Origin of the sequence: Halomonas sp., from assembly GCF_031581305.1 — a bacterium.
In the GTDB taxonomy this organism is placed as follows: Bacteria; Pseudomonadota; Gammaproteobacteria; order Pseudomonadales; family Halomonadaceae; genus Halomonas.
Genome location: NZ_JAVLBC010000003.1, coordinates 1 through 18377, shown reverse-complemented (window position 1 = coordinate 18377; position 18377 = coordinate 1). Strand labels below are relative to the sequence as shown.

18 protein-coding genes are annotated in these 18377 nt (G+C 63.7%); 12 read left to right on the top strand and 6 right to left on the bottom strand.

Annotated elements, in window-relative coordinates; genetic code table 11:
- Nucleotides 1–4 precede the first annotated feature (4 nt).
- From RI841_RS00575 to nanR, 11 genes are all read left to right on the top strand, one after another.
- Nucleotides 5–1198 carry a four-carbon acid sugar kinase family protein gene (locus RI841_RS00575; protein ID WP_310703572.1) on the top strand — a complete coding sequence of 398 codons (1194 nt, stop codon included), beginning with the start codon at nt 5–7 and terminating at the stop codon, nt 1196–1198.
- Nucleotides 1199–1384: 186 nt separating this feature from the next.
- Nucleotides 1385–2404 carry a TRAP transporter substrate-binding protein DctP gene (locus RI841_RS00570; RefSeq protein WP_310703571.1) on the top strand — a complete coding sequence of 340 codons (1020 nt, stop codon included), beginning with the start codon at nt 1385–1387 and terminating at the stop codon, nt 2402–2404.
- Between the two features lie 8 nt (nt 2405–2412).
- A complete protein-coding gene (locus RI841_RS00565; protein WP_310703570.1) occupies nt 2413–2964 on the top strand; it encodes a TRAP transporter small permease in 552 nt (183 codons plus the stop codon).
- Nucleotide 2965: 1 nt separating this feature from the next.
- The gene (locus RI841_RS00560; RefSeq protein ID WP_310703569.1) at nt 2966–4270 is read left to right on the top strand and encodes a TRAP transporter large permease subunit; all 1305 of its coding nucleotides are present in this window, start codon (nt 2966–2968) and stop codon (nt 4268–4270) included.
- Nucleotides 4271–4287: 17 nt separating this feature from the next.
- A complete protein-coding gene (locus RI841_RS00555) occupies nt 4288–5199 on the top strand; it encodes an SMP-30/gluconolactonase/LRE family protein (RefSeq protein WP_310703567.1) in 912 nt (303 codons plus the stop codon).
- Between the two features lie 33 nt (nt 5200–5232).
- Entirely contained in the window at nt 5233–5433 is a 201-nt protein-coding gene (locus RI841_RS00550; protein ID WP_405000889.1) for a nucleotide-binding domain containing protein, read from the top strand.
- Between the two features lie 185 nt (nt 5434–5618).
- Nucleotides 5619–6617: a sialic acid TRAP transporter substrate-binding protein SiaP gene (locus RI841_RS00545; protein ID WP_310703565.1), complete on the top strand. Its 999-nt coding sequence runs from the start codon at nt 5619–5621 to the stop codon at nt 6615–6617.
- Between the two features lie 63 nt (nt 6618–6680).
- Nucleotides 6681–7214: a TRAP transporter small permease gene (locus RI841_RS00540; RefSeq protein WP_310703564.1), complete on the top strand. Its 534-nt coding sequence runs from the start codon at nt 6681–6683 to the stop codon at nt 7212–7214.
- 22 nt (nt 7215–7236) lie between these two features.
- Nucleotides 7237–8616, top strand: coding sequence for a TRAP transporter large permease (locus tag RI841_RS00535; RefSeq protein WP_310703563.1), 1380 nt, complete (start codon nt 7237–7239; stop codon nt 8614–8616).
- 19 nt (nt 8617–8635) lie between these two features.
- Nucleotides 8636–9712: an Ldh family oxidoreductase gene (locus RI841_RS00530; RefSeq protein ID WP_310703562.1), complete on the top strand. Its 1077-nt coding sequence runs from the start codon at nt 8636–8638 to the stop codon at nt 9710–9712.
- A gap of 64 nt (nt 9713–9776) precedes the next feature.
- Nucleotides 9777–10499 carry a transcriptional regulator NanR gene (gene nanR, locus RI841_RS00525; protein WP_310703561.1) on the top strand — a complete coding sequence of 241 codons (723 nt, stop codon included), beginning with the start codon at nt 9777–9779 and terminating at the stop codon, nt 10497–10499.
- Between the two features lie 88 nt (nt 10500–10587).
- On the opposite strand, the gene RI841_RS00520 is transcribed toward nanR, so the two are convergent.
- Genes RI841_RS00520 through RI841_RS00505 form a run of 4 tightly spaced genes read right to left on the bottom strand, consistent with a single transcriptional unit; the run spans nt 10588 to nt 14907 of the window.
- Nucleotides 10588–12228, bottom strand: a complete 1641-nt coding sequence (locus RI841_RS00520) for an altronate dehydratase family protein (RefSeq protein ID WP_310703560.1) — start codon at nt 12226–12228, stop codon at nt 10588–10590.
- On the bottom strand, nt 12206–13276 hold the full coding sequence (locus RI841_RS00515) for a zinc-binding alcohol dehydrogenase family protein (protein ID WP_310703559.1): 1071 nt from the start codon (nt 13274–13276) through the stop codon (nt 12206–12208). The genes RI841_RS00520 and RI841_RS00515 overlap by 23 nt, the downstream gene beginning before the upstream one ends.
- Nucleotides 13277–13289: 13 nt before the next feature.
- Nucleotides 13290–14141, bottom strand: coding sequence for a fumarylacetoacetate hydrolase family protein (locus RI841_RS00510; RefSeq protein WP_310703558.1), 852 nt, complete (start codon nt 14139–14141; stop codon nt 13290–13292).
- Nucleotides 14142–14157: 16 nt separating this feature from the next.
- On the bottom strand, nt 14158–14907 hold the full coding sequence (locus tag RI841_RS00505) for an SDR family oxidoreductase (RefSeq protein WP_310703557.1): 750 nt from the start codon (nt 14905–14907) through the stop codon (nt 14158–14160).
- A gap of 189 nt (nt 14908–15096) precedes the next feature.
- On the opposite strand from RI841_RS00505, the gene RI841_RS00500 reads away from it, so the two are divergent.
- Nucleotides 15097–15861: an FCD domain-containing protein gene (locus tag RI841_RS00500; RefSeq protein WP_310703556.1), complete on the top strand. Its 765-nt coding sequence runs from the start codon at nt 15097–15099 to the stop codon at nt 15859–15861.
- Nucleotides 15862–15932: 71 nt separating this feature from the next.
- Here RI841_RS00500 and RI841_RS00495 read toward each other — a convergent pair whose 3' ends face one another.
- Complete coding sequence (locus RI841_RS00495) at nt 15933–17501, bottom strand: aldehyde dehydrogenase (NADP(+)) (RefSeq protein ID WP_310703555.1); 1569 nt, start codon at nt 17499–17501, stop codon at nt 15933–15935.
- A gap of 17 nt (nt 17502–17518) precedes the next feature.
- Nucleotides 17519–18377 (bottom strand): AraD1 family protein (gene araD1, locus RI841_RS00490; protein ID WP_310703554.1); only part of this gene is annotated, 859 nt, incomplete at its 5' end.

The following is an 18377-nucleotide window of genomic DNA, read 5'->3' as shown; positions in this document are numbered from 1 at the left end:
GCGCATGACCGGCTGCCGGCTCGCCATCGTTGCCGATGACCTGACCGGCGCGCTGGATGCCACAGCTCCCTTTGCCGCGCGAGGCGCCGATGCGCGGGTGGTGATCTCCCTGGCGGCCTTGGACGACGTGCTGGCGAGCTGGGACGGTGCCTGGCCTGACGTGATTGCGGTGAACACCCAATCCCGTCATCTGGGCGCCGTAGAGGCCGCCGAACGGGTTGCCGACGCGACCCGCCGTCTCGCCAGGGCATCGCCGGCAGCCTGGTTCAAGAAGATCGATTCGACCTTGCGTGGCCAGATAGTGGCGGAATGTATTGCCATGCGTGAAGCGACCGGGCAGCCGCTACTGCTGGCTCCGGCGGTACCCGCTCAGAGCCGCGTGGTGCGTGAGGCAGAGGTCTGGGTGGACGGTGTTCGGTTGGCCGAAAGCGCCTATCAGGGTGATGCGCGTTCGGCACCGCTGCGTGGTCCACTAGACTGCGCCTTCAACGCGGGTGGGGTGAAATTGGCTCGTTACGCCGGTGGTGATGCTGCATTGCTCCAGGGTGATGTGGTGGCAGATGCTGATAGTGACCTGGCTCTGGCTCGACTCTATGACGCGGCGCTCGGGGCTGGCATTCCTCGGCTGATGGTGGGGGCGGCAGGCCTTGCCACGGCCATGGCTCAGCGATGCTTCGGGACTCTGCGGGCCAGCCATCGTTCCTTGTCCAGCGTGAGTGCGGTGCTCTATGTCGTGGGGTCGCGAAGTCCGCGAGCCGCCGAGCAGCTTTCCCGGTTGCGTTGCGAACTACCGTCGCTGCCTGTCATTGAGGCGCTGGGTCCTCCATGCGCTATACCTCAAGTTGATGCTGCGCTGCTAGTGCCCCGATTGATGCCTGGTAGTGGCAGCTCGATAGCGTTGGATGACAAAGAAAAAGTCGAGGCCGAAGAGGTGGCAGGGGCCATGGCCGAAGGTGTTGCACACGTTCTGGAGGATTGGCCGCATGGCAGAGAGACCCTGCTGTTTCTGACCGGCGGGGATATCGCCATGGCTACGTTGATGCGACTCGGCGTTACCTCGATCAGCGTGGAGGCGGAGTGGGCGCCCGGCGTGGCACTTGGCTGCCTCGACGGAGAGCCGACGCGCCGCGTGATGACCAAGGCTGGCGGCTTCGGAGCGCCGGACCTTCTTCAACGTCTGCACCGCACCTTCCACTAAAGGCGAGTGCCGATAGGTCCACCGTTAGTTGCGCAGGGCGTCGGTAAGGACTAGCTTTAAGTCGGTGGTATGATACGTATACAGCCAGACGCTCAGGTAAGCACGCGAGTGACATCGAACCGATCATTGATCCGCCACCGTTCCAGCCACAAACAGAACAAATTCAACGGTTGTGAGGAGTACAACATGAGCGACAAGAACCAACGCCAAGCGACATTGGTGCACGCCATGACGGTCGCTATGCTGGTGACCGGGGTGAGTATCGCCGGTCCGGCCGGGGCCGAGACAACCTGGTCGCTGTTCACACCGTTCTCGACCAACGATAAGCCAACACAAATCTATCGCGCCTTCGCAGACGATGTCGCCGAGGCGACCGACGGAGACCTTGTCATTGATGTCTACTCGTCGGGTGAGTTGCCCTACAAGAATACCGACGTCCTGAAGGCACTGGCCACCAACCAGGTCCAGATCGCTGACCTTGCCCTCGGCCCAGTCGCCGGCGACGTTCCCGAGTTGACAGTGTTCGGCTTGCCGTTTTTATGCACGTCGACGGACGGGTTCTACAAGGCCATCGACGCTGCGATGCCGACCTTCAACGAGCGGCTGCAGAGCAAGTTCAAGGTTCACGCTTTGGCTGGCTGGACCATGCCGCCGCAGCAGATCTGGCTTCGTGACAGCGTGAGCGAGATCGGCGAGCTTGAGGGCAAGAAGATCCGCACCTGGAACAAGATGCAGGTGGAGATGCTGGACCTGCTGGGCGCCTCAGGCGTGGCGATCACGCCGGCCGAAGTCATCCCGGCTCTGCAGCGCGGGGTCGTCGATGGGGCGATCACCGCGGTCATTCCGGCTTATGACTGGAAGTTCTACGAGGTGGTCGACGCAGGCTACATGTTGAACTTCACCATGACCGACCAGTTGATCGCGGTGAATGACGGTGCCTTCGACAGCCTCTTGCCGGAGACGCAGCAAGCCCTCGTCGAGACGGCCGAGGCGTGGCAGGTGAAGTTCAAGGACGCGATCGACGTCGCTGCCGGCAAAGCCGCGGAAAATCTGGAGGCCGAAGGCATGACGCTGATTGCGCCCACCGAGGCTGACTTCGCGACGGCGCGCGAGGCCACGAAACCGCTTTGGCAGGACTGGGCGGACGCTAATGGCGAGGTCGGGGCCAAGCTGCTGCAAGACGTCAGAGCTGCCTGCTCGGGCTGAGACAGGACATGCTCATTCCAGAACGGAACAACGAGCCAGACCTGCAGGCCGCGCTGCCAAAATGGCTGCGCGGCCTGCAGCGGGCCCTGGATATCGTTGCTGGCGGGCTGCTAGCCGTCGCAATCGTGGTCCTGATCCTGGTGTTGTGCCTGATGAATATCGAGATTTTCAGCCGCACCCTGTTCGGCGAGTCAACGCTGGTCGCCGATGAATACGCAGGTTACGGCTTTGCGCTGGTCATCATGGCCGGACTGACCTATGCACATCGCTCGGGCGCGTTGCTTCACGTGGAGTTCGGCAGGCGACTGATGGGACGCCGGACCCGGGCGATCTCGCTGGCGCTTGCCAGCGTAGTCAGCCTCTCCGCGTCAGGATTTGCCGCCTTTGTCGGCTACAAGACCTGGGCGCTTAGCTGGCTCTTCGGCTCGACCTCGGCCTTCTCATCGGACACCCCCCTCTGGATACCGCAAGCCGCTGTGCCCATCGGTTTTTCCATCCTGGCGCTTTCCTTCGCCGAAGAATTCCTCCGTCGGACCACGCTCATACTGAAGGCTGCCTAGCATGGAATGGTCTCAAACACTTCTTCTCTACGGCGTTCTCATCGGCTGCTTCCTGTTCGGGGGTGTGCTGATCGGGGCGGCGATCGGCGTCGTAGGCATCGTCGGCGTGACATTGGCGAGCGGAACCCGGCTATGGCCGACCTTCGGCGACGTCATCTGGAACACCGCGACCAGTTTTACCCTCGTCGCGATCCCGCTCTTCGTACTGATGGGCGAGATTATCCTTCGAAGCGGGCTCGCCAGCCGGTTCTATGGCGGTGTGGCCGACCTTCTGCGCGGCGTTCCGGGGGCGCTGGCGCATACCAACATCGTCGGCTGCGCGGCGTTCTCGGCGCTGGCCGGATCGACCGTGGCGACGGCGATGACGGTTGGCACCGTGGCCGTCCCCGAGATGCGGCGGCGCCGCTACAGCGATGTTCTCACCTTGGGGTCGCTGACCGGCGGAGGCTGCCTCGGCATCCTGATCCCGCCGAGCATTCCGATGATCGTCTACGCCTCGATCACCCAGACCTCCGTCCTGGCTATCTTCATGGCCGGGATCCTGCCGGGTCTGCTGCTGGCGGCGGCCTTCGTCCTTTACATCTCCCTGCGGGTACTGCTTCAACCCGGCCTCGGGCCGAGCGGCGAAGCGACGGGGGAGGCGCCGCGATCGCGCCTGAACGGGCTGCGCGACTGCCTTCCCGTGGCGGTGCTGATCATGGCGGTGATCAGCTCGATGTATTTCGGCATCGTCACCCCGACCGAGGCCGCTGGTTTCGGCTCCCTTCTCGCTCTTCTGCTCGGACTTCTCTATCGCGATCTCGACCTGAAATCCCTGATGCTGGCCCTGCGCAATGCAGTGACGACAAGCTGCGTAGTGATGTTCATCACCCTATTTGCGCAGTTTCTCAGTTTCGCGGTGACCACATCCGGCGTCAGCCGGGACCTTTCCGTAGCGCTGGCCGATGCCGGGATCGGACCCTTCGTCTTCTTCTGCCTGCTGATCGCGATTTACGTGGTGATCGGCATGTTCATCGACGGCCTGTCGATCATGCTGCTCACGGTGCCCGTGCTGTTCCCGGTGTTCGAAGTCATGGGATACGATGCGGTTTGGATGGGCGTCGTCCTGGTTCTGCTGATCGAGCTGGGCGCTCTGACACCGCCTATGGGGTTGAACCTTTTGGCGGTGCAGTCGATCAGCAATGCCCCGCTGGGGGTGATTGGTCGGTCGTCGCTCCCCTATGCCGTGATTATCCTCGGTTTCTGCCTTCTGCTATACGCGGTGCCGCAGATCGCACTGCTCATCCCCGAACTCGTGCGACGATAACCAAAGGATCATCCTGAATGTTTGTACCCCCGCCGAGTAAACAGGCCTCTGTATTTGCCACGCTTCCCGACGCCCTGCGGATGCAAGGTGAACCTTCCGAATGGCGGGATGGCCAGCCCGGGCAACTGCCGGAGCATTCCCTGCTGGAGGGGCCGGCTTTCGATCGCGACGGCCAGCTGTGGTGCGTGGACATCGCCTATGGCCGCATCTTTCGGGTGTCGCCGGAGGGCCGCTTCGAGACGATGATTACATACGACGGAGAGCCGAATGGTCTGGCGTTCCACGCCGACGGCCGCCTTTTCGTCGCCGACTACAAGAACGGGATCATGGTGTTCGACCCGAAGTCCGGCCAGATCGCGCCCTTTCTCCAACGTCACAATCTCGAACGATTGAAGGCCGTCAACGACCTGACCTTCTCCTCGACGGGAGATCTCTATTTCACCGACCAGGGCCTGACGGGCCTGCATGACCCCACCGGCCGCGTTTTCCGCGTGCGTGCCGATGGCACGGTCGATCTCCTGCTCAGCAACGTGCCCAGCCCGAACGGCCTGGTCGTGTCGCCCGACAACCAGACGCTCTACGTCGCGGTCACACGCGCCAACGCGGTGTGGCGTGTCCCGCTGATGCCGGGCGGGGGCGTCGCCAAGGTGGGTTTGTTCGTACAGCTGAGCGGCGGCGGCGGACCGGATGGGTTGGCGATAGACCGCGACGGCGGGTTGGCGATCTGCCAAATCGGACTGGGCGTGGTCTGGCTGATGACGCCGCGCGGTGAACCGGCACTGCGGATCGACTCACCCTCCGGGCTGCACACGACCAATGTCGCCTTCGCGCCGAATGGCGTTCTCGAGATGTTCATCACTGAATCCGAGACAGGAACGCTCCTGCGCTGCGAAGTGCCAAAACCTGGATTGCCCCTGTTCGGTGATTGAGCTAACGAGCAGCCAAGCGGATATAAGTCTGCCCTGCTGTTTCTGACCGGCGGGGATATCGCCATGGCTACGCTGAGGCGACTCGGCGTTACCTCGATCAGCGTGGAGGCGGAGTGGGCGCCCGGTGTGGCACTTGGCTGCCTCGACGGAGAGCCGACGCGCCGCGTGATGACCAAGGCTGGCGGCTTCGGAGCGCCGGACCTTCTTCAACGTCTGCACCGCGCCTTCCACTAAAGGCGGATACCAAAAGGTCCGTAGGCGGTTGCGTGTGACTGCGGCAAGGGCTAGTTTGAAGTTGCTGGTATGATACGTATACAGCCAGACGCTCAGGTACGCGCACTGGTGAAGTCTAATCGATAATCATGCGCCACCGTTCCAGCCACAAACAGAACAAACTCAACGGTTGTGAGGAGTACAACATGAGCCATAAGCCTCAACGTCAATTCACGCTGTCTCGTATGATGACCGCGATGCTGATCGCCGGCGGCGTCAGCCTGGCCGGTGCGGCCCAGGCCGAGGATCTGAACTTCGCCCACGTCTACGAGACATCAGAGCCCTACCACGAATGGGCCCTGTGGGCGGCGGAGCAGATCGAGGAGCGCACTGACGGTCGCTACTCCATCACCGTGCACCCGGCCTCCTCGCTGGGCAAGGAAGCGGACATCAACGAGGGCCTGCAGCTGGGCACCGTCGACCTGATCTACACCGGCAACCAGTTTGCCGGACGCTTCTATGGTCCGATCGGCATCGCAGGTGCTCCCTACATGTTCCGCGACTTCGACCACTGGCGGACCTATGCCGACAGCGACCTCTTTGAAGAAATCGCTCAAGGCTACCAGGATGCTACCGGCAACGTGCCCCTGGCCATGAACTACTATGGTCGCCGACACGTTACCTCCAACAAGCCGATCAATACCCCCGAGGACATGCAGGATCTGAAGATCCGCACCCCCAACGCGCCAATGTACATGATGTTCCCCGAGGCAGTCGGCGCTAATCCCACTCCTATCGCCTTCGCCGAGGTCTATCTGGCGCTTCAGCAGGGCGTGGTCGACGCCCAGGAGAACCCGCTACCCACCATTAAAGCCAAGGCCTTTCACGAAGTTCAGGACTACATCAACCTGACCGGTCACATCACGGATTCGCTGATCACCATCGCCGGTGGGCCGCTGTGGAACCGGCTCTCCGAGGAGGATCGCGAGATATTCCGCGAGGTCTACGCCGAAGCTGGCGAGCGCATTACTCAGGACATCTTGCAGTCAGAGGAAGAGCTGGTGGCCTGGTTCGAGGAGCAGGGCACCACGGTGAACGAGGTCGATATCACCCCCTTCCGCGAAGCCACAATGCCCGCCCACAACAGTGACGCGGCCACCTGGGACCAAGAGACCTACGACCGCCTCCAGGCCCTCGGCCAGTAATATTCCCCTTTCATCGCGGACGTCGCACCACCCCCGAATGGGGGTGGTGCGCGGGAGTCTGACATGAACCAATCGGACCTAGACGAGGCGCCCAATTTCGACTTCCTCGATGAGGATGCCTTCGACGCACGCGAGTTCGCCCTCGAGGACTATCTGACCCTAGGGGTCTTCTGGGTGCTGGCGCTGGATGTTTTCCTGCAGTTCTTCACCCGCTATGTGTTGGGCAATTCCATCGCCTGGACCGAGGAGATGGCCCGCTACCTGCTGGTGATGGTGGGCTTCATGGGCGGCACCATGGCGGTACGCAAGGGGTCGCACATCGCCGTGGAGTTCTTCTACCGCTATATGCCGTCCTGGATGGGACGTACGGCCTCGACGACAGTGGATCTGATCAACATCGCCTTCTTCGCAGCCATGGTCTGGATCACCTTCAAGCTTGCCGGTCGCACCACGGCGTTGATGACGTCCGTGGATATCCCCAAGAGCTACCTCTATTACGTGGTGATGCTGGGTTTCCTGCTGATGCTGGGGCGCGCCGTCCAGGCGGCCATCCGCCACTGGCGTAGCGGCACCAGCGAACTGCTGTCCTCACAGTGACAACGACCTGGAGACCCTGTCCATGCCCAACACCCTGATCCTGCGGCGGCCCGGGGCCCTTTTGTCGCCGGTAATCGCGGCATTTGCCCTTCTCGGCTGCATCGCCCTGGCGCTCACCGAGCAATACCTTCTGTTCCTTTTCGCGGCGTTGTTCACCATGCTGGTGCTCGGCGTACCCATCGCCATCAGCCTGGCCGGTTCCTGCCTGATCTATGTGCTGTTGACCGGACGCGTGCCCGATGTGGTGGTGGTGCACCGTATGATCAACGGCATCGATAGCTTCCCGCTGCTGGCCATCCCGTTCTTTATCCTCGCCGGCAACCTGATGAACAACGGCGGTATCACCACGCGTATCTTCGACTTTGCCAAGGCTCTGATGGGCTGGATGCGGGGGGGCCTGGGGCATGTCAACGTCGGCGCCAGCATCGTCTTCTCGGGCATGTCCGGTGCTGCCGTAGCCGATGCCGGGGGCCTGGGGACCATCGAGATCAAGGCGATGCGCGATGCGGGTTATGAGGAGGGGTTCGCGGTGGGCATTACCGCGGCATCCTCCACCATTGGCCCCATCATCCCGCCCAGCCTGCCCATGGTGATCTATGGCGTCATGGCCTCAGTGTCGGTGGGTCAGCTGTTCGTGGCCGGCCTGATCCCGGGGCTGCTGATGGGTGCCATACTGATGGTGATGATCACTCTGCTGGCGCGGCGACGCGGCTACCCCCGCGATGCGGCCTTCTCCCTGTCGGTGCTGGGGCATACCTTCAAGCGGGCCTTCCTGTCGCTGCTGACGCCGGTCATCATCGTCGGCGGCATCATGAGCGGTGCCTTTACTCCCACCGAAGCCGCCATCGCCGCCGTGATCTATGCCCTCTTCCTTGGCGGGGTGGTCTATCGCATCCTGACCTGGCGGCGCCTGCTCAAGGTCAGCATGGAAACCATCGAGACGACGGCAGTCATCCTGCTGATCGTGGCCGGTGCCTCCATCTTCGCCTGGATCCTGACCAGCAACCAGGTCACCCAGCACGTGGTCGAGTTGCTCGGTCCCTTCGCCGACAACCCCGTCGCCACCCTGATCATCATCAACCTCGTGCTGATCATCGTCGGCTGCTTCATGGAGACCATCGCCGCCATCACCATCCTGGTGCCGGTACTGCTGCCGCTGGCGGTAGCGTCCGGTGTCGACCCGGTCCACTTCGGGGTGATCATGGTGCTCAACCTGATGATCGGCCTTTTGACGCCGCCGGTGGGCATGGTGCTCTACGTGCTCTCGCGGGTGTCGAATATCTCCTTCGAGACGTGCATGCGCGGTACCTTGCCTTTCCTGGTTCCGCTGGTGATCTCTCTGCTGCTGGTGACCTTTGTCCCGGCCATTTCCATGTGGTTGCCGAATCTGCTGTACCGCTAACCAAAAGGACCATCGATTGATGAGTGATGCCAGCCAGGATTTCCGCGTCGAGCGTGGCGAGCTGGAACGGTTCATACTGGCGGCACTGGCCCGTGCCGGGGCCGATGCCGTCTCCGCCGAGGCAGTCACCCGGGCACTGGTGACCGCCTCGCGGATGGGCACCGACAGCCACGGCTTGCGCTTGCTGCCGCACTACGTTCGCGCACTGCAGGGGGGGCGCATCCGGGGCGCGCCTGAGATGCGTTTCGAGCGCCGTCTGCCGGCCACCGGCTACCTCGATGCCGGCGACGGCTTCGGTCATCTGGCCGGCTACACCGCCATGGCTCACGCAGCGGCCATGGCCGATGAGGTGGGGGTTGGCGCCGTGGCAGTAGGCAACTCTTCACACTTCGGTGCGGCGGGCTGTTACGCCTTGGCCGCCGCTGAGCGTGGCCTGATCGGTCTGGCGGTGTGCAACTCCGACCCTTTCGTGATTTTGCATCAGGGCAGCCGGCCCTTCCATGGGACCAATCCCATCGCTTTCGCCGCTCCGGTGGCGGGAGAGGCACCCTATCTGCTCGATATGGCCACCAGTTCGGTTCCCTGGAACCGAGTGCAGCAGTATGCTGCCATCGACCGTGAGTTACCCGACCAGGTGGCGGCCGACGCGGCGGGTGAAGTGACCCGTACACCGGCAGAGGTGGCGTCCCTGCTGCCGTTGGGGGGCAGCGACTTTGGCTTCAAGGGGGCGGGGCTCGGCGGTATGGTGGAGGTGCTCAGCTCTACGCTTTCCGGCATGCTGCACGGCTTTCGTCTGCTGCCTATGGGCGGCCCCGACATGGCGACGCCCCGGGGCGTCGGGCACTTCTTCCTGGCCCTGAAGCCCGATGCCTTCGCTCCCGGTGATCCCTTCCCCGAGTTCCTGCGATGTTACCTTGATGACCTGCGGGCCCAGCCGGGGCGTGATGGTGCGCGGGTCATGGCGCCCGGGGACCGCGAGTGGGCCTGCCAGGCTCGACGCGACGCTGAGGGCATCCCCCTCGACAGTGCCAATCAGCGAGCTTACGCCGAGCTGGCTTCGACCTTGGATGTGCCCGCCTTGCAGCGCCTGAACTGAGCGGAAGTCTGCACAATGCAGTAAGATAGCGGCTTTTTACCGGGCCAATCAGGAGAACCAGCCCATGTCCCGATACCGGATTGAGCGCAAGACGCTCTCCGAACAGGTCGCCGAGCAGCTCGAGGCGGATATTCTCGAGGGGCGGCTTGGCGAGAACGATCAATTGCCTTCCGAGCGAGAATTGATGGAGCAGTTCGGTGTCGGCCGTCCGGCGGTGCGTGAGGCGTTGTTCTACTTGCAGCAGCTGGGCCTGATCGCCATCAACAGCGGTACCCGGGCACGAGTGATCCGGCCCACCGCCGAGGCGGTGATGGCTCGGCTCTCCGGGGTAACTCGCCAGCTGCTCTCCAAGCCTGACGGTCAGCAGTACTTCCAGGAAGCCCGGGCCTTGTTCGAGATCTCCTTGGCCCGCTATGCGGCTTGCTATGCCGGGGAAGAGGACTTGGCGCGCCTGCGTGGAGCTCTGCAGGAGAATCACGACGCCGTGGGTGACGAGGCGCGCTTCAAGCGCTCCGACAACGACTTCCATGGCGTGCTGGCAAGCATCGCTCGCAACCCGATCTTCGATGCCATTCACGTGGCGCTCTCCGAATGGCTGGATGATCGTCGCGCCCAGGTGCTGCAGCAGAAGGATGAGGACAAGGCGGCGTTGGAAGCGCACATCGCGATCGTCGAGGCCATCGAATCCCGCGATCCTGATGCTGCCGAGGCGGCCGTGCGACGCCACCTGGACCGTCACTATGGCACCTATATGCAGCTCAAGAAGCGCCTCACTGTTGAGGAGTGAGTCCCCTAACCTGCCACTAGCCCGAAGCTCTCCCGAAGAAAGAGGGCCCGTTGCCTGAGCAGCGGGCCCTTTCGACGATGGCGTGTCGTTACAAGGAAACCCCACGTTTCCAGGGGATGAAGTCGTACTGGGCCAGCTGTACCGCACGGGACTGGTAGCGCCCCGAGGCGGCGTCGATGCACAGTCTCAGCAGTTGCTCTGCCAGTGCGTCGATGCTGGTTTCTCCGCGGATGATGGGGCCGGCGTCGAAGTCGATGACGTCGCTCATTCGCTTGGCCAGTTCGCTGTTGCTTGAGATCTTGAGCACCGGGGCAACCGGGTTGCCGGTGGGAGTCCCCAGACCGGTGGTGAAGAGGATCAGGTTGGCACCGGAGCCCGCAAGGGCTGTCGTGGACTCCACGTCATTACCTGGTGAGCAGAGCAGGTTGAGACCCGCCTTGGTGCGGGGGGCGGTGTAGTCCAGCACGTCCACCACCGGGCTGTCGCCGCCCTTTTTCGCGGCGCCGGCGGACTTCATGGCATCGGTGATCAGACCGTCACGGATGTTGCCGGGGGAGGGGTTCATCGAGAAGTCGACGCCTACCCGGGCGGCGTGCTGCTGGTAGGCCTCCATCAGGTTCTGGAAACGGCTCGCCACGGTGTCGTCGGTACAGCGGGCGAGCAGCTCATGTTCCACGCCACACAGCTCAGGGAATTCGCTGAGGATACCGCTGCCTCCCAGCGCTACCAGGCGGTCGACGACCGCGCCCACCAAGGGGTTGGCGGAGAGCCCGGAGAAGCCGTCGGAGCCGCCGCACTCCACGCCCAGGGTCAGCGCTGAGAGCGGCGCAGGCGATCGTGTGACGTTGTTGGCCTCGGCCAGGCCATCGAAGATGGTGGTCAGCGCCTCACGGATCAGCGCCTCCTCGCTCTGGCTGGCCTGCTGTTCAAGGTAGTGCACCGGGCGCTGGCCGTTGGGGTCGCGTTCGGCCACGGCGTTGCGCAACATGCCGATCTGGGCCTTCTGACAACCCAGACTCAGCACCGTGGCACCGGCCACGTTGGGGTGACAGATGTAGCCCGCTAGCAGCTGACAAAGTGCTTCGGCATCGTTATCAGTGCCGCCGCAACCCAAGGTGTGGGTGAGGAATCGCACCCCGTCGATGTTGGGAAAGAGCCGCTCACCAGGTGGCTCGACCGGCGCGACGCCGGCTGAACCATGAAGCAGTTCGCGGGCCATGCGCTTGTAGTCGCGATAGGGGTCCTCGCCCAGCGCGTCAGCCACGCACTGTCGCAGCACGTCGATGTTGCGGTTCTCGCAGAACACCAGGGGGACCACCAGCCAGACGTTGGCGGTGCCAACCTGGCCATCAGGGCGGTGGAAGCCTTCGAAGGTGGCGTCGCGAAACGCCGCCACGTCGGGGGCCTGCCACTCGCCGCGCCGCGCCTGGGGCTGGGTGGTGGCAGTGCTGTGCTCGGTATTTTCGGTGGTGATGGCCGCGCCTTCAGGGATCGGTCGAGTAGCGCGGCCCACCGTGACGCCGTACATGATAACGGTGTCGCCCACGGCAAGGTCTTTCAGGGCGAACTTGTGCTTGTGGCGAATCGGCTCGGCCAGGTGCAGAACGTGACCGCCATCGTCGATCTCGCTGCCGGCTGGCAAGTCCTTGAGGGCGACTCGCACGTTATCAGCGGCGTGCACACGCAGGCTGGCCAGTTGGCCGCTGTCACTGGCGATGGTCTGGGGCATTGTCGGCCTCCGCTGAAACGTATCCTGAGGTATCGAGCTCTATCATGGCCTTGATTACGCCGCTGTCCGGGGTACACCAGGCGGGCATGTATTCAGGCAGGTCACCAAGCTCGGTGCGGTGGGTGATCATGGCGCTGGCCGGGAGGCGATCCGATTCCATCAGCCGGCAAACTTCGTCGAAGTCCTCTCGGGTGGCGTTGCGACTGGAGAGCAGGCTCATCTCCTTGCGGTGGAAATCCGGATCGTGAAAGGCGATGTCTGCCTTGACGATGCTGACCAGCACGTAGCGGCCGGCATGGCCGACCAGATCGAATCCATGCTGCATGGCGGTGGGGTTACCCGTGGCATCGAACACCGCGTCGGCCAGCTCGCCATCGCTGATTGCCTGCAGGGCAGTGGCAACGTCCTCATCGACGGGATTCAACGTGTCTGTGATACCTAGCTGATCGCGGCAGAAGGCCAGGCGCTCCGGGTTGGTGTCGACCATCACCACTCTGGCACCTCGCTCGCGGGCTAGCTGTGCTACGCCCATGCCGATGGGGCCGGCGCCGGCCACCACGGCGAGTTCACCCTTGGTGAGCCCGCTGCGGCGCACCGCGTGGGCGCCGATGGCTTGGCATTCAACCAGGGCCAACTGGTCCAGTGGCAGGGTATTGGAGGTCACGAGCTGCTCTACAGGCACTGCTAGGCGATCGCACATGCCGCCGTCGCGATGTACACCGATCACCTGCATCTGGCAGCAACAGTTGGTTCGACCCTGGCGACAGGCTCGACAGTTTCCACAGTGCAGGTAAGGAATCACGTAAGCGTTTCGGCCGATCAGTGCCGGGTCGACCTGGTCGCCCACCGCGACGATCTCGCCGGCCAGTTCGTGGCCGAGCACCCGTGGATACTGAAAGTAGGGCTGGTTACCACCGAAGGCGTGGATATCAGTACCGCACACCCCGACACGGCGGATGCGCAGCAGGGCCTCGCCGGCCCCGCATGCCGGGGCGGCACGCTCCTCGAGGATCAGCCGGCCGGGTTCCTGGCAGACGACGGTTCGCATGACGGCCTCCGGATCAGCGACTGGCTTCAGCGACGACAGTCTGATGCTGCTCGCCGAGCCCTTCGATGCCCAGGCGCATGTGCTGGCCAGGTTTCAGGTAGGTCGACGGCTTCTGGCCCATGCCCACGCCAGGGGGTGTGCCGGTCGAGATGACGTCACCTGGCTGCAGGCTCATGAAACGGCTGAGATAGCTGATCAGGAAGGGAATCTGGTAGACCATGGTGCGGGTATTGCCATCCTGGTAGCGCTTGCCGTCTACCTCCAGCCAGAGGTCGAGGGCATGGGGATCTGCGATCTCGTCCGGGGTCACCAGCCAGGGGCCCAAAGGTCCAAAGGTGTCGCATCCCTTGCCCTTGTCCCAGCTGCCACTGCGCTCGAGCTGGAACTCGCGCTCGGAAACGTCGTTGACCACGCAGTAGCCGGCGATGTGATCCATGGCCTCGGCCTCACTTACATAGCGGGCTTCCTTGCCAATTACGACGCCGAGCTCCACTTCCCAGTCGGTCTTGGTGGAGTCGCGGGGGATGATGACATCATCGTTGGGACCGCAGATGGCACTGGTCCATTTGTTGAAGACCACCGGCTCCGGCGGCACCTCGGCGCCTGTCTCGGCGGCGTGGTCAGAATAATTGAGGCCGATACAGATGAACTTGCCGACACGTCCCACGCAGGGGCCGAGATGGGTGTCGGCCGGGACCTCAGGCAGACGCGCGGGCTCGAGTTCGTCTAACCTGGCCAGGGTCTCGCGGTCCAGGTGACGGCCGTCGAGGTCGGGCAAGTGGGCCGACAGGTCGCGGATCACGCCGTCGGCGTCGAGCAGACCGGGTTTCTCGTTGCCCGGGGGGCCAAAGCGCAGCAATTTCATGGGGTCTCCTTCTGGTTCAGATCAGCCAGCCGCCGTCGATGACCTGGGCGGTGCCGGTGGTGTAGGCGGACTCGTCCGCGGCGAGATAGGTGGCCAGGGCGGCGATCTCCTCCGGGGTGCCCAGCCGCCCCAGCGGCTGGCGGGCCAGGAAGTCGGCCTGTACCTCGGCCTCCGGCCGTCCCTGCTGCTGCGCCTGGTCATGAATGCGCTGGCGCAGCGAAGGGGAATCCACGGTGCCGGGGCAGATGGCGTTGCAGCGGATACCCTGGTTGATGAAGTCGGCGGCGATCGATTTGGTCAATCCGATCACCGCGGCCTTGGTAGTGCCGTAAGCGCAGCGGTTGGGAACGCCTTTTAGGCTCGAGGCCACCGAGGCCATGTTGATGATGCTGCCGCCACCGTGGTCGATCATGGCCGGTAGCAGGGCACGGTTCAGACGTGCCATGGCGGTGACGTTGAGGGCCAGCGATAGCTCCCAGTCGGCATCCGAGCCGGTGAGTAGGGTGCCACCGGCCACGTAGCCAGCACAGTTGAAGAGCACATCCAAGGGCGGCAACTCGGCGGCCAAGCGTTCAATGGCGGCGGCGTCGAGCACGTCCAGGCGGCGGGTCTCGATGCCTTCGTTGCCTTGCAGCTCGCGTAGCTTGTCGGTGTCGATGTCGGTGGCGATGACCCTTGCGCCTTCTGCGGCGAAGTGCAGCGCAGTGGCGCGGCCGATGCCCTGCCCGGCGGCGGTGATCAGGGCCGTCTTGTCCTTCAGTCGCATGGTGAGGGCTTCCTGAGATTGTGTTGGTTGTTGGGGAAGGAGCCTTGATGCATTGGTGGTATGACAGGATGTTAGCCTGATGGTAGGTCAGAGTATGGCCCAAGGTGGTAGAACCAGCAACGTGTGTGTTGTGTTAATGTTGAACATATGGAAAGATATGGTGTTGTTTGCTGATGGCGTGTTGCTGCTGTGAAAACATCCTCTTCCCGTTCCCGTCGACCCAGCGTCGCTGACTTCCTCGCCGAGGCCATCTTCTCCGGCTGCTACCAGCCGGGGGACTTCGTGCCCAAGGAGATGGCCTTGGCGGAGCAGTTCGACATCAACCGCTCGGCAGTGCGCAGTGATCTACGCCAACTGGTGGATGTGGGCATCATCGAGCGCATCTCGGGACACGGTTCCAAGGTCCGAGAGTATGAGGAGTGGAACATCCTCGACCCCCAGGTCACCGACTGGATCACCCGTTTCGCTTATCCCAATCCACGCATCCAGCGTGAGATCCTGGCCTTCCGCCTGGATGTAGAGCCCTATGTGGCAATGACCGCGGCTCGGCGTGCCAAGGCACGTGACCTTGTGGCCATCGAGGAGGCGTTCGAGGGCATGGGACAGAACCTGCGCAGTGCCGGGAACCCCGATGAGCGAAAACTGCACAGCGACTATGACGTCGCGTTTCACGTCGCTATCTTCAAGGCCACGCACAACATCGTCTGGTCCCAGCTGTCGCATATTCTGCGGCCGTCGATCCAGCTGCTGGTTGCGGAATCCAATATCAGCGCCACAAACCCTGAGGAGAGCCTTGAGCGGCATCGCTGGGTGATGGAGTGCATCCGCACCCGCGATGCCCGAGGCGCCTTCCAGGCAGCCCAAGCGGTGCTGGAGGGTACAGCCGAAGCCTTGGGCATCGAGCCGGGTGATGGTCTGCTCGGCGATATGCTGGCGATCCCCGTTTCGCGCTGAGTTGTGAAAGCACATGAAAAAGGCGGCCCGAAGGCCGCCGAAGATTTCCAACCGCTGGTAACTTCCAGAAATTAATCCCGCTTGCCGTCCACCAGCCGGCTGACGCCCAGGGGGTTGTCCTCCTTGAGAGCCTCGGGCAGCAAGCCTTCGGGCAGGTTCTGATAGCACACCGGACGCAGGAAGCGGTAGATGGCCGCACTGCCCACCGACGTCGTGCGGCTGTCCGAGGTCGCCGGGAACGGGCCGCCGTGGACCATGGCATGGCACACCTCGACGCCGGTGGGCCAGCCGTTGGCCAGGACACGGCCGGCCTTGCGCTCGAGTACTGGAAGCAGCGCCCGGGCGGCGTCCAGGTCGCCATCGTCCATCTGCAGTGTGGTGGTGAGCTGGCCCTCCAGATGTTCGGCCACGGCGCGCATCTCATCCAGGTCATCGCACTCGATCACCAGCGAGGCGGCACCGAACACCTCGGCCTGCAGGGCGTCGCTCTTGAGGAAGTCACTCGCCGAGGCGGCAAAGAGTGCCGGCTGACAGGCGCAGGGGCCATCACCGACAGGACCGCGCGCGATCTCGCGGGCTTCGCCAACCAGGGCGCCAATGCCGTCCTGGTAGGCGGCGTGGATGCCCGGGGTGAGCATGGTCTGGGCGGCGCTGCCCTTGACCGCTTCACCGGCGGCAGCGGTAAAGGCGTCCAGTGCCTTGTCCTTGATGGCGATCACCAGGCCGGGATTGGTGCAGAACTGTCCGGCGCCCATGTTCAGCGAGCCGATGAAGCCCTCGGCGATCTCCTGGCTTCGGGCCTTCAGCGCCTCGGGCAGCAGGAACACCGGGTTGATGGAGCTCATCTCGGCGTAGACGGGGATCGGCTGGGGGCGCGCCTGGGCGGTGGCCATCAGCGCCAGGCCACCCGAACGCGAACCGGTGAAGCCCACTGCCTGGATATGCGGGTCGGCGACCAGCGCCTGGCCGATCTCCTTGCCCGACCCGAAGAGCAGCGAGAACACCCCCTCGGGAAGGCCACAGCTGGCCACGGCTTTCTGTACGGCGCGCCCCACCAGCTCGGAGGTACCGGGGTGGGCGGAGTGCGCCTTGACCACCACCGGGCAGCCGGCGGCCAGCGCCGAAGCGGTATCGCCTCCCGCCACGCTGAACGCCAGCGGAAAGTTCGATGCGCCGAACACCGTCACTGGGCCCAGGGCCACGTGGCGTTGGCGCAGATCGACGCGGGGCATGGGCTGGCGATCCGGGAGTGCCGGGTCGACACGCACATCGAGCCACTCGCCGGCCCGGACCACGGAGGCGAAGAGGCGCAGCTGGCCGCAAGTGCGTCCCCGTTCGCCTTCGATCCGTGCCTGGGGCAGGCCAGTCTCGCCCATGGCGCGCTTGACCAGGGCATCGCCCAACGCCTCGATCTCGGCGGCGATAGTTTCCAGAAACGTCGCCCGCTCCTCCAGCGAAGTCTCCCGATAGTGATCGAAAGCGGCCCAGGCCAGTTCGCAGGCCTGAGCGACCTCGGTACGGCTCAGTCCCCGGTAGTCGGGCGCGAGTGTATCGCCACTGGCTGGATCAATGGCGCGAATGACGGCCTGGTTGCCGGAAACGGCGTGTTGGCCGATCAGGGAAGTGCCTTGTGGTGTCATGCTTCCTCCAGTGTCGATTACAGGGCGTTGATGCAGATTGTCTTGGTTGCCGCTTCGGTTTGCAGCGTATTGCGCAAGGGACGGCCGAACTCGGGGAGCGTGATTTCGAAGCGGTCTCCCTCGCGAGTATGAACATAATCGGCAAAGCTGAGTGTTGCCGTCCCGAAGAAGTGCACATGGACGTCCCCCGGCCGACGGAAGCCGGCGTACTTGAAGTGGTGGTGCTCCAGGTTGGCCAGGCTGTGGGCCATGTTGGCCTCACCGGTGAGAAAGGGCTTCTCCCATAGTGTCGCGCCATCACGCTCGATACGGCTGGTGCCTTCCAGATGTTCGGGCAGATCGCCTACCAGCAGTTCCGGACCGAAGCTGCAGGCGCGCAGCTTGGAGTGAGCCAGCCACAGATAGTTGAAGCGCTCGGTGACGTGATCGGAAAATTCGTTGCCGATGGCATGGCCGACCCGCCAGGGGGTGCCGTCATCGCCGATCACGTAGAGCCCGGCGAGCTCCGGTTCCTCCCCGGCATCCTGAGCGAAAGCGGGCGAAGGGATCTCGGCCTCAGGGGGCACCACGCAGTCGCCATCGCCCTTGTAGAACCACTCCGGCTGAGCGCCGGTCTCACCATCAGCAGGTTTGCCGCCTTCCACGCCCAGCTTGAACATGCGCATGGAGTCGGTCAACTCGGCCTCGCTGACCTGTGCCTTGGCGTGCATGGCCGAGCGGGTGTCGGCACTACCCAGGTGAGTCAGCCCGGTGCCGGTGACCAGGCAGTGGGCCGGGTCGGGATGGGTCAGCGGGGGCAGCAGCTGCTGCTTGTCGAGCAGCGCCTGGTAGTCGAGGCGGGTCTCGGTTTGCGCCGCCTCGACGGCCGCGGCCAGG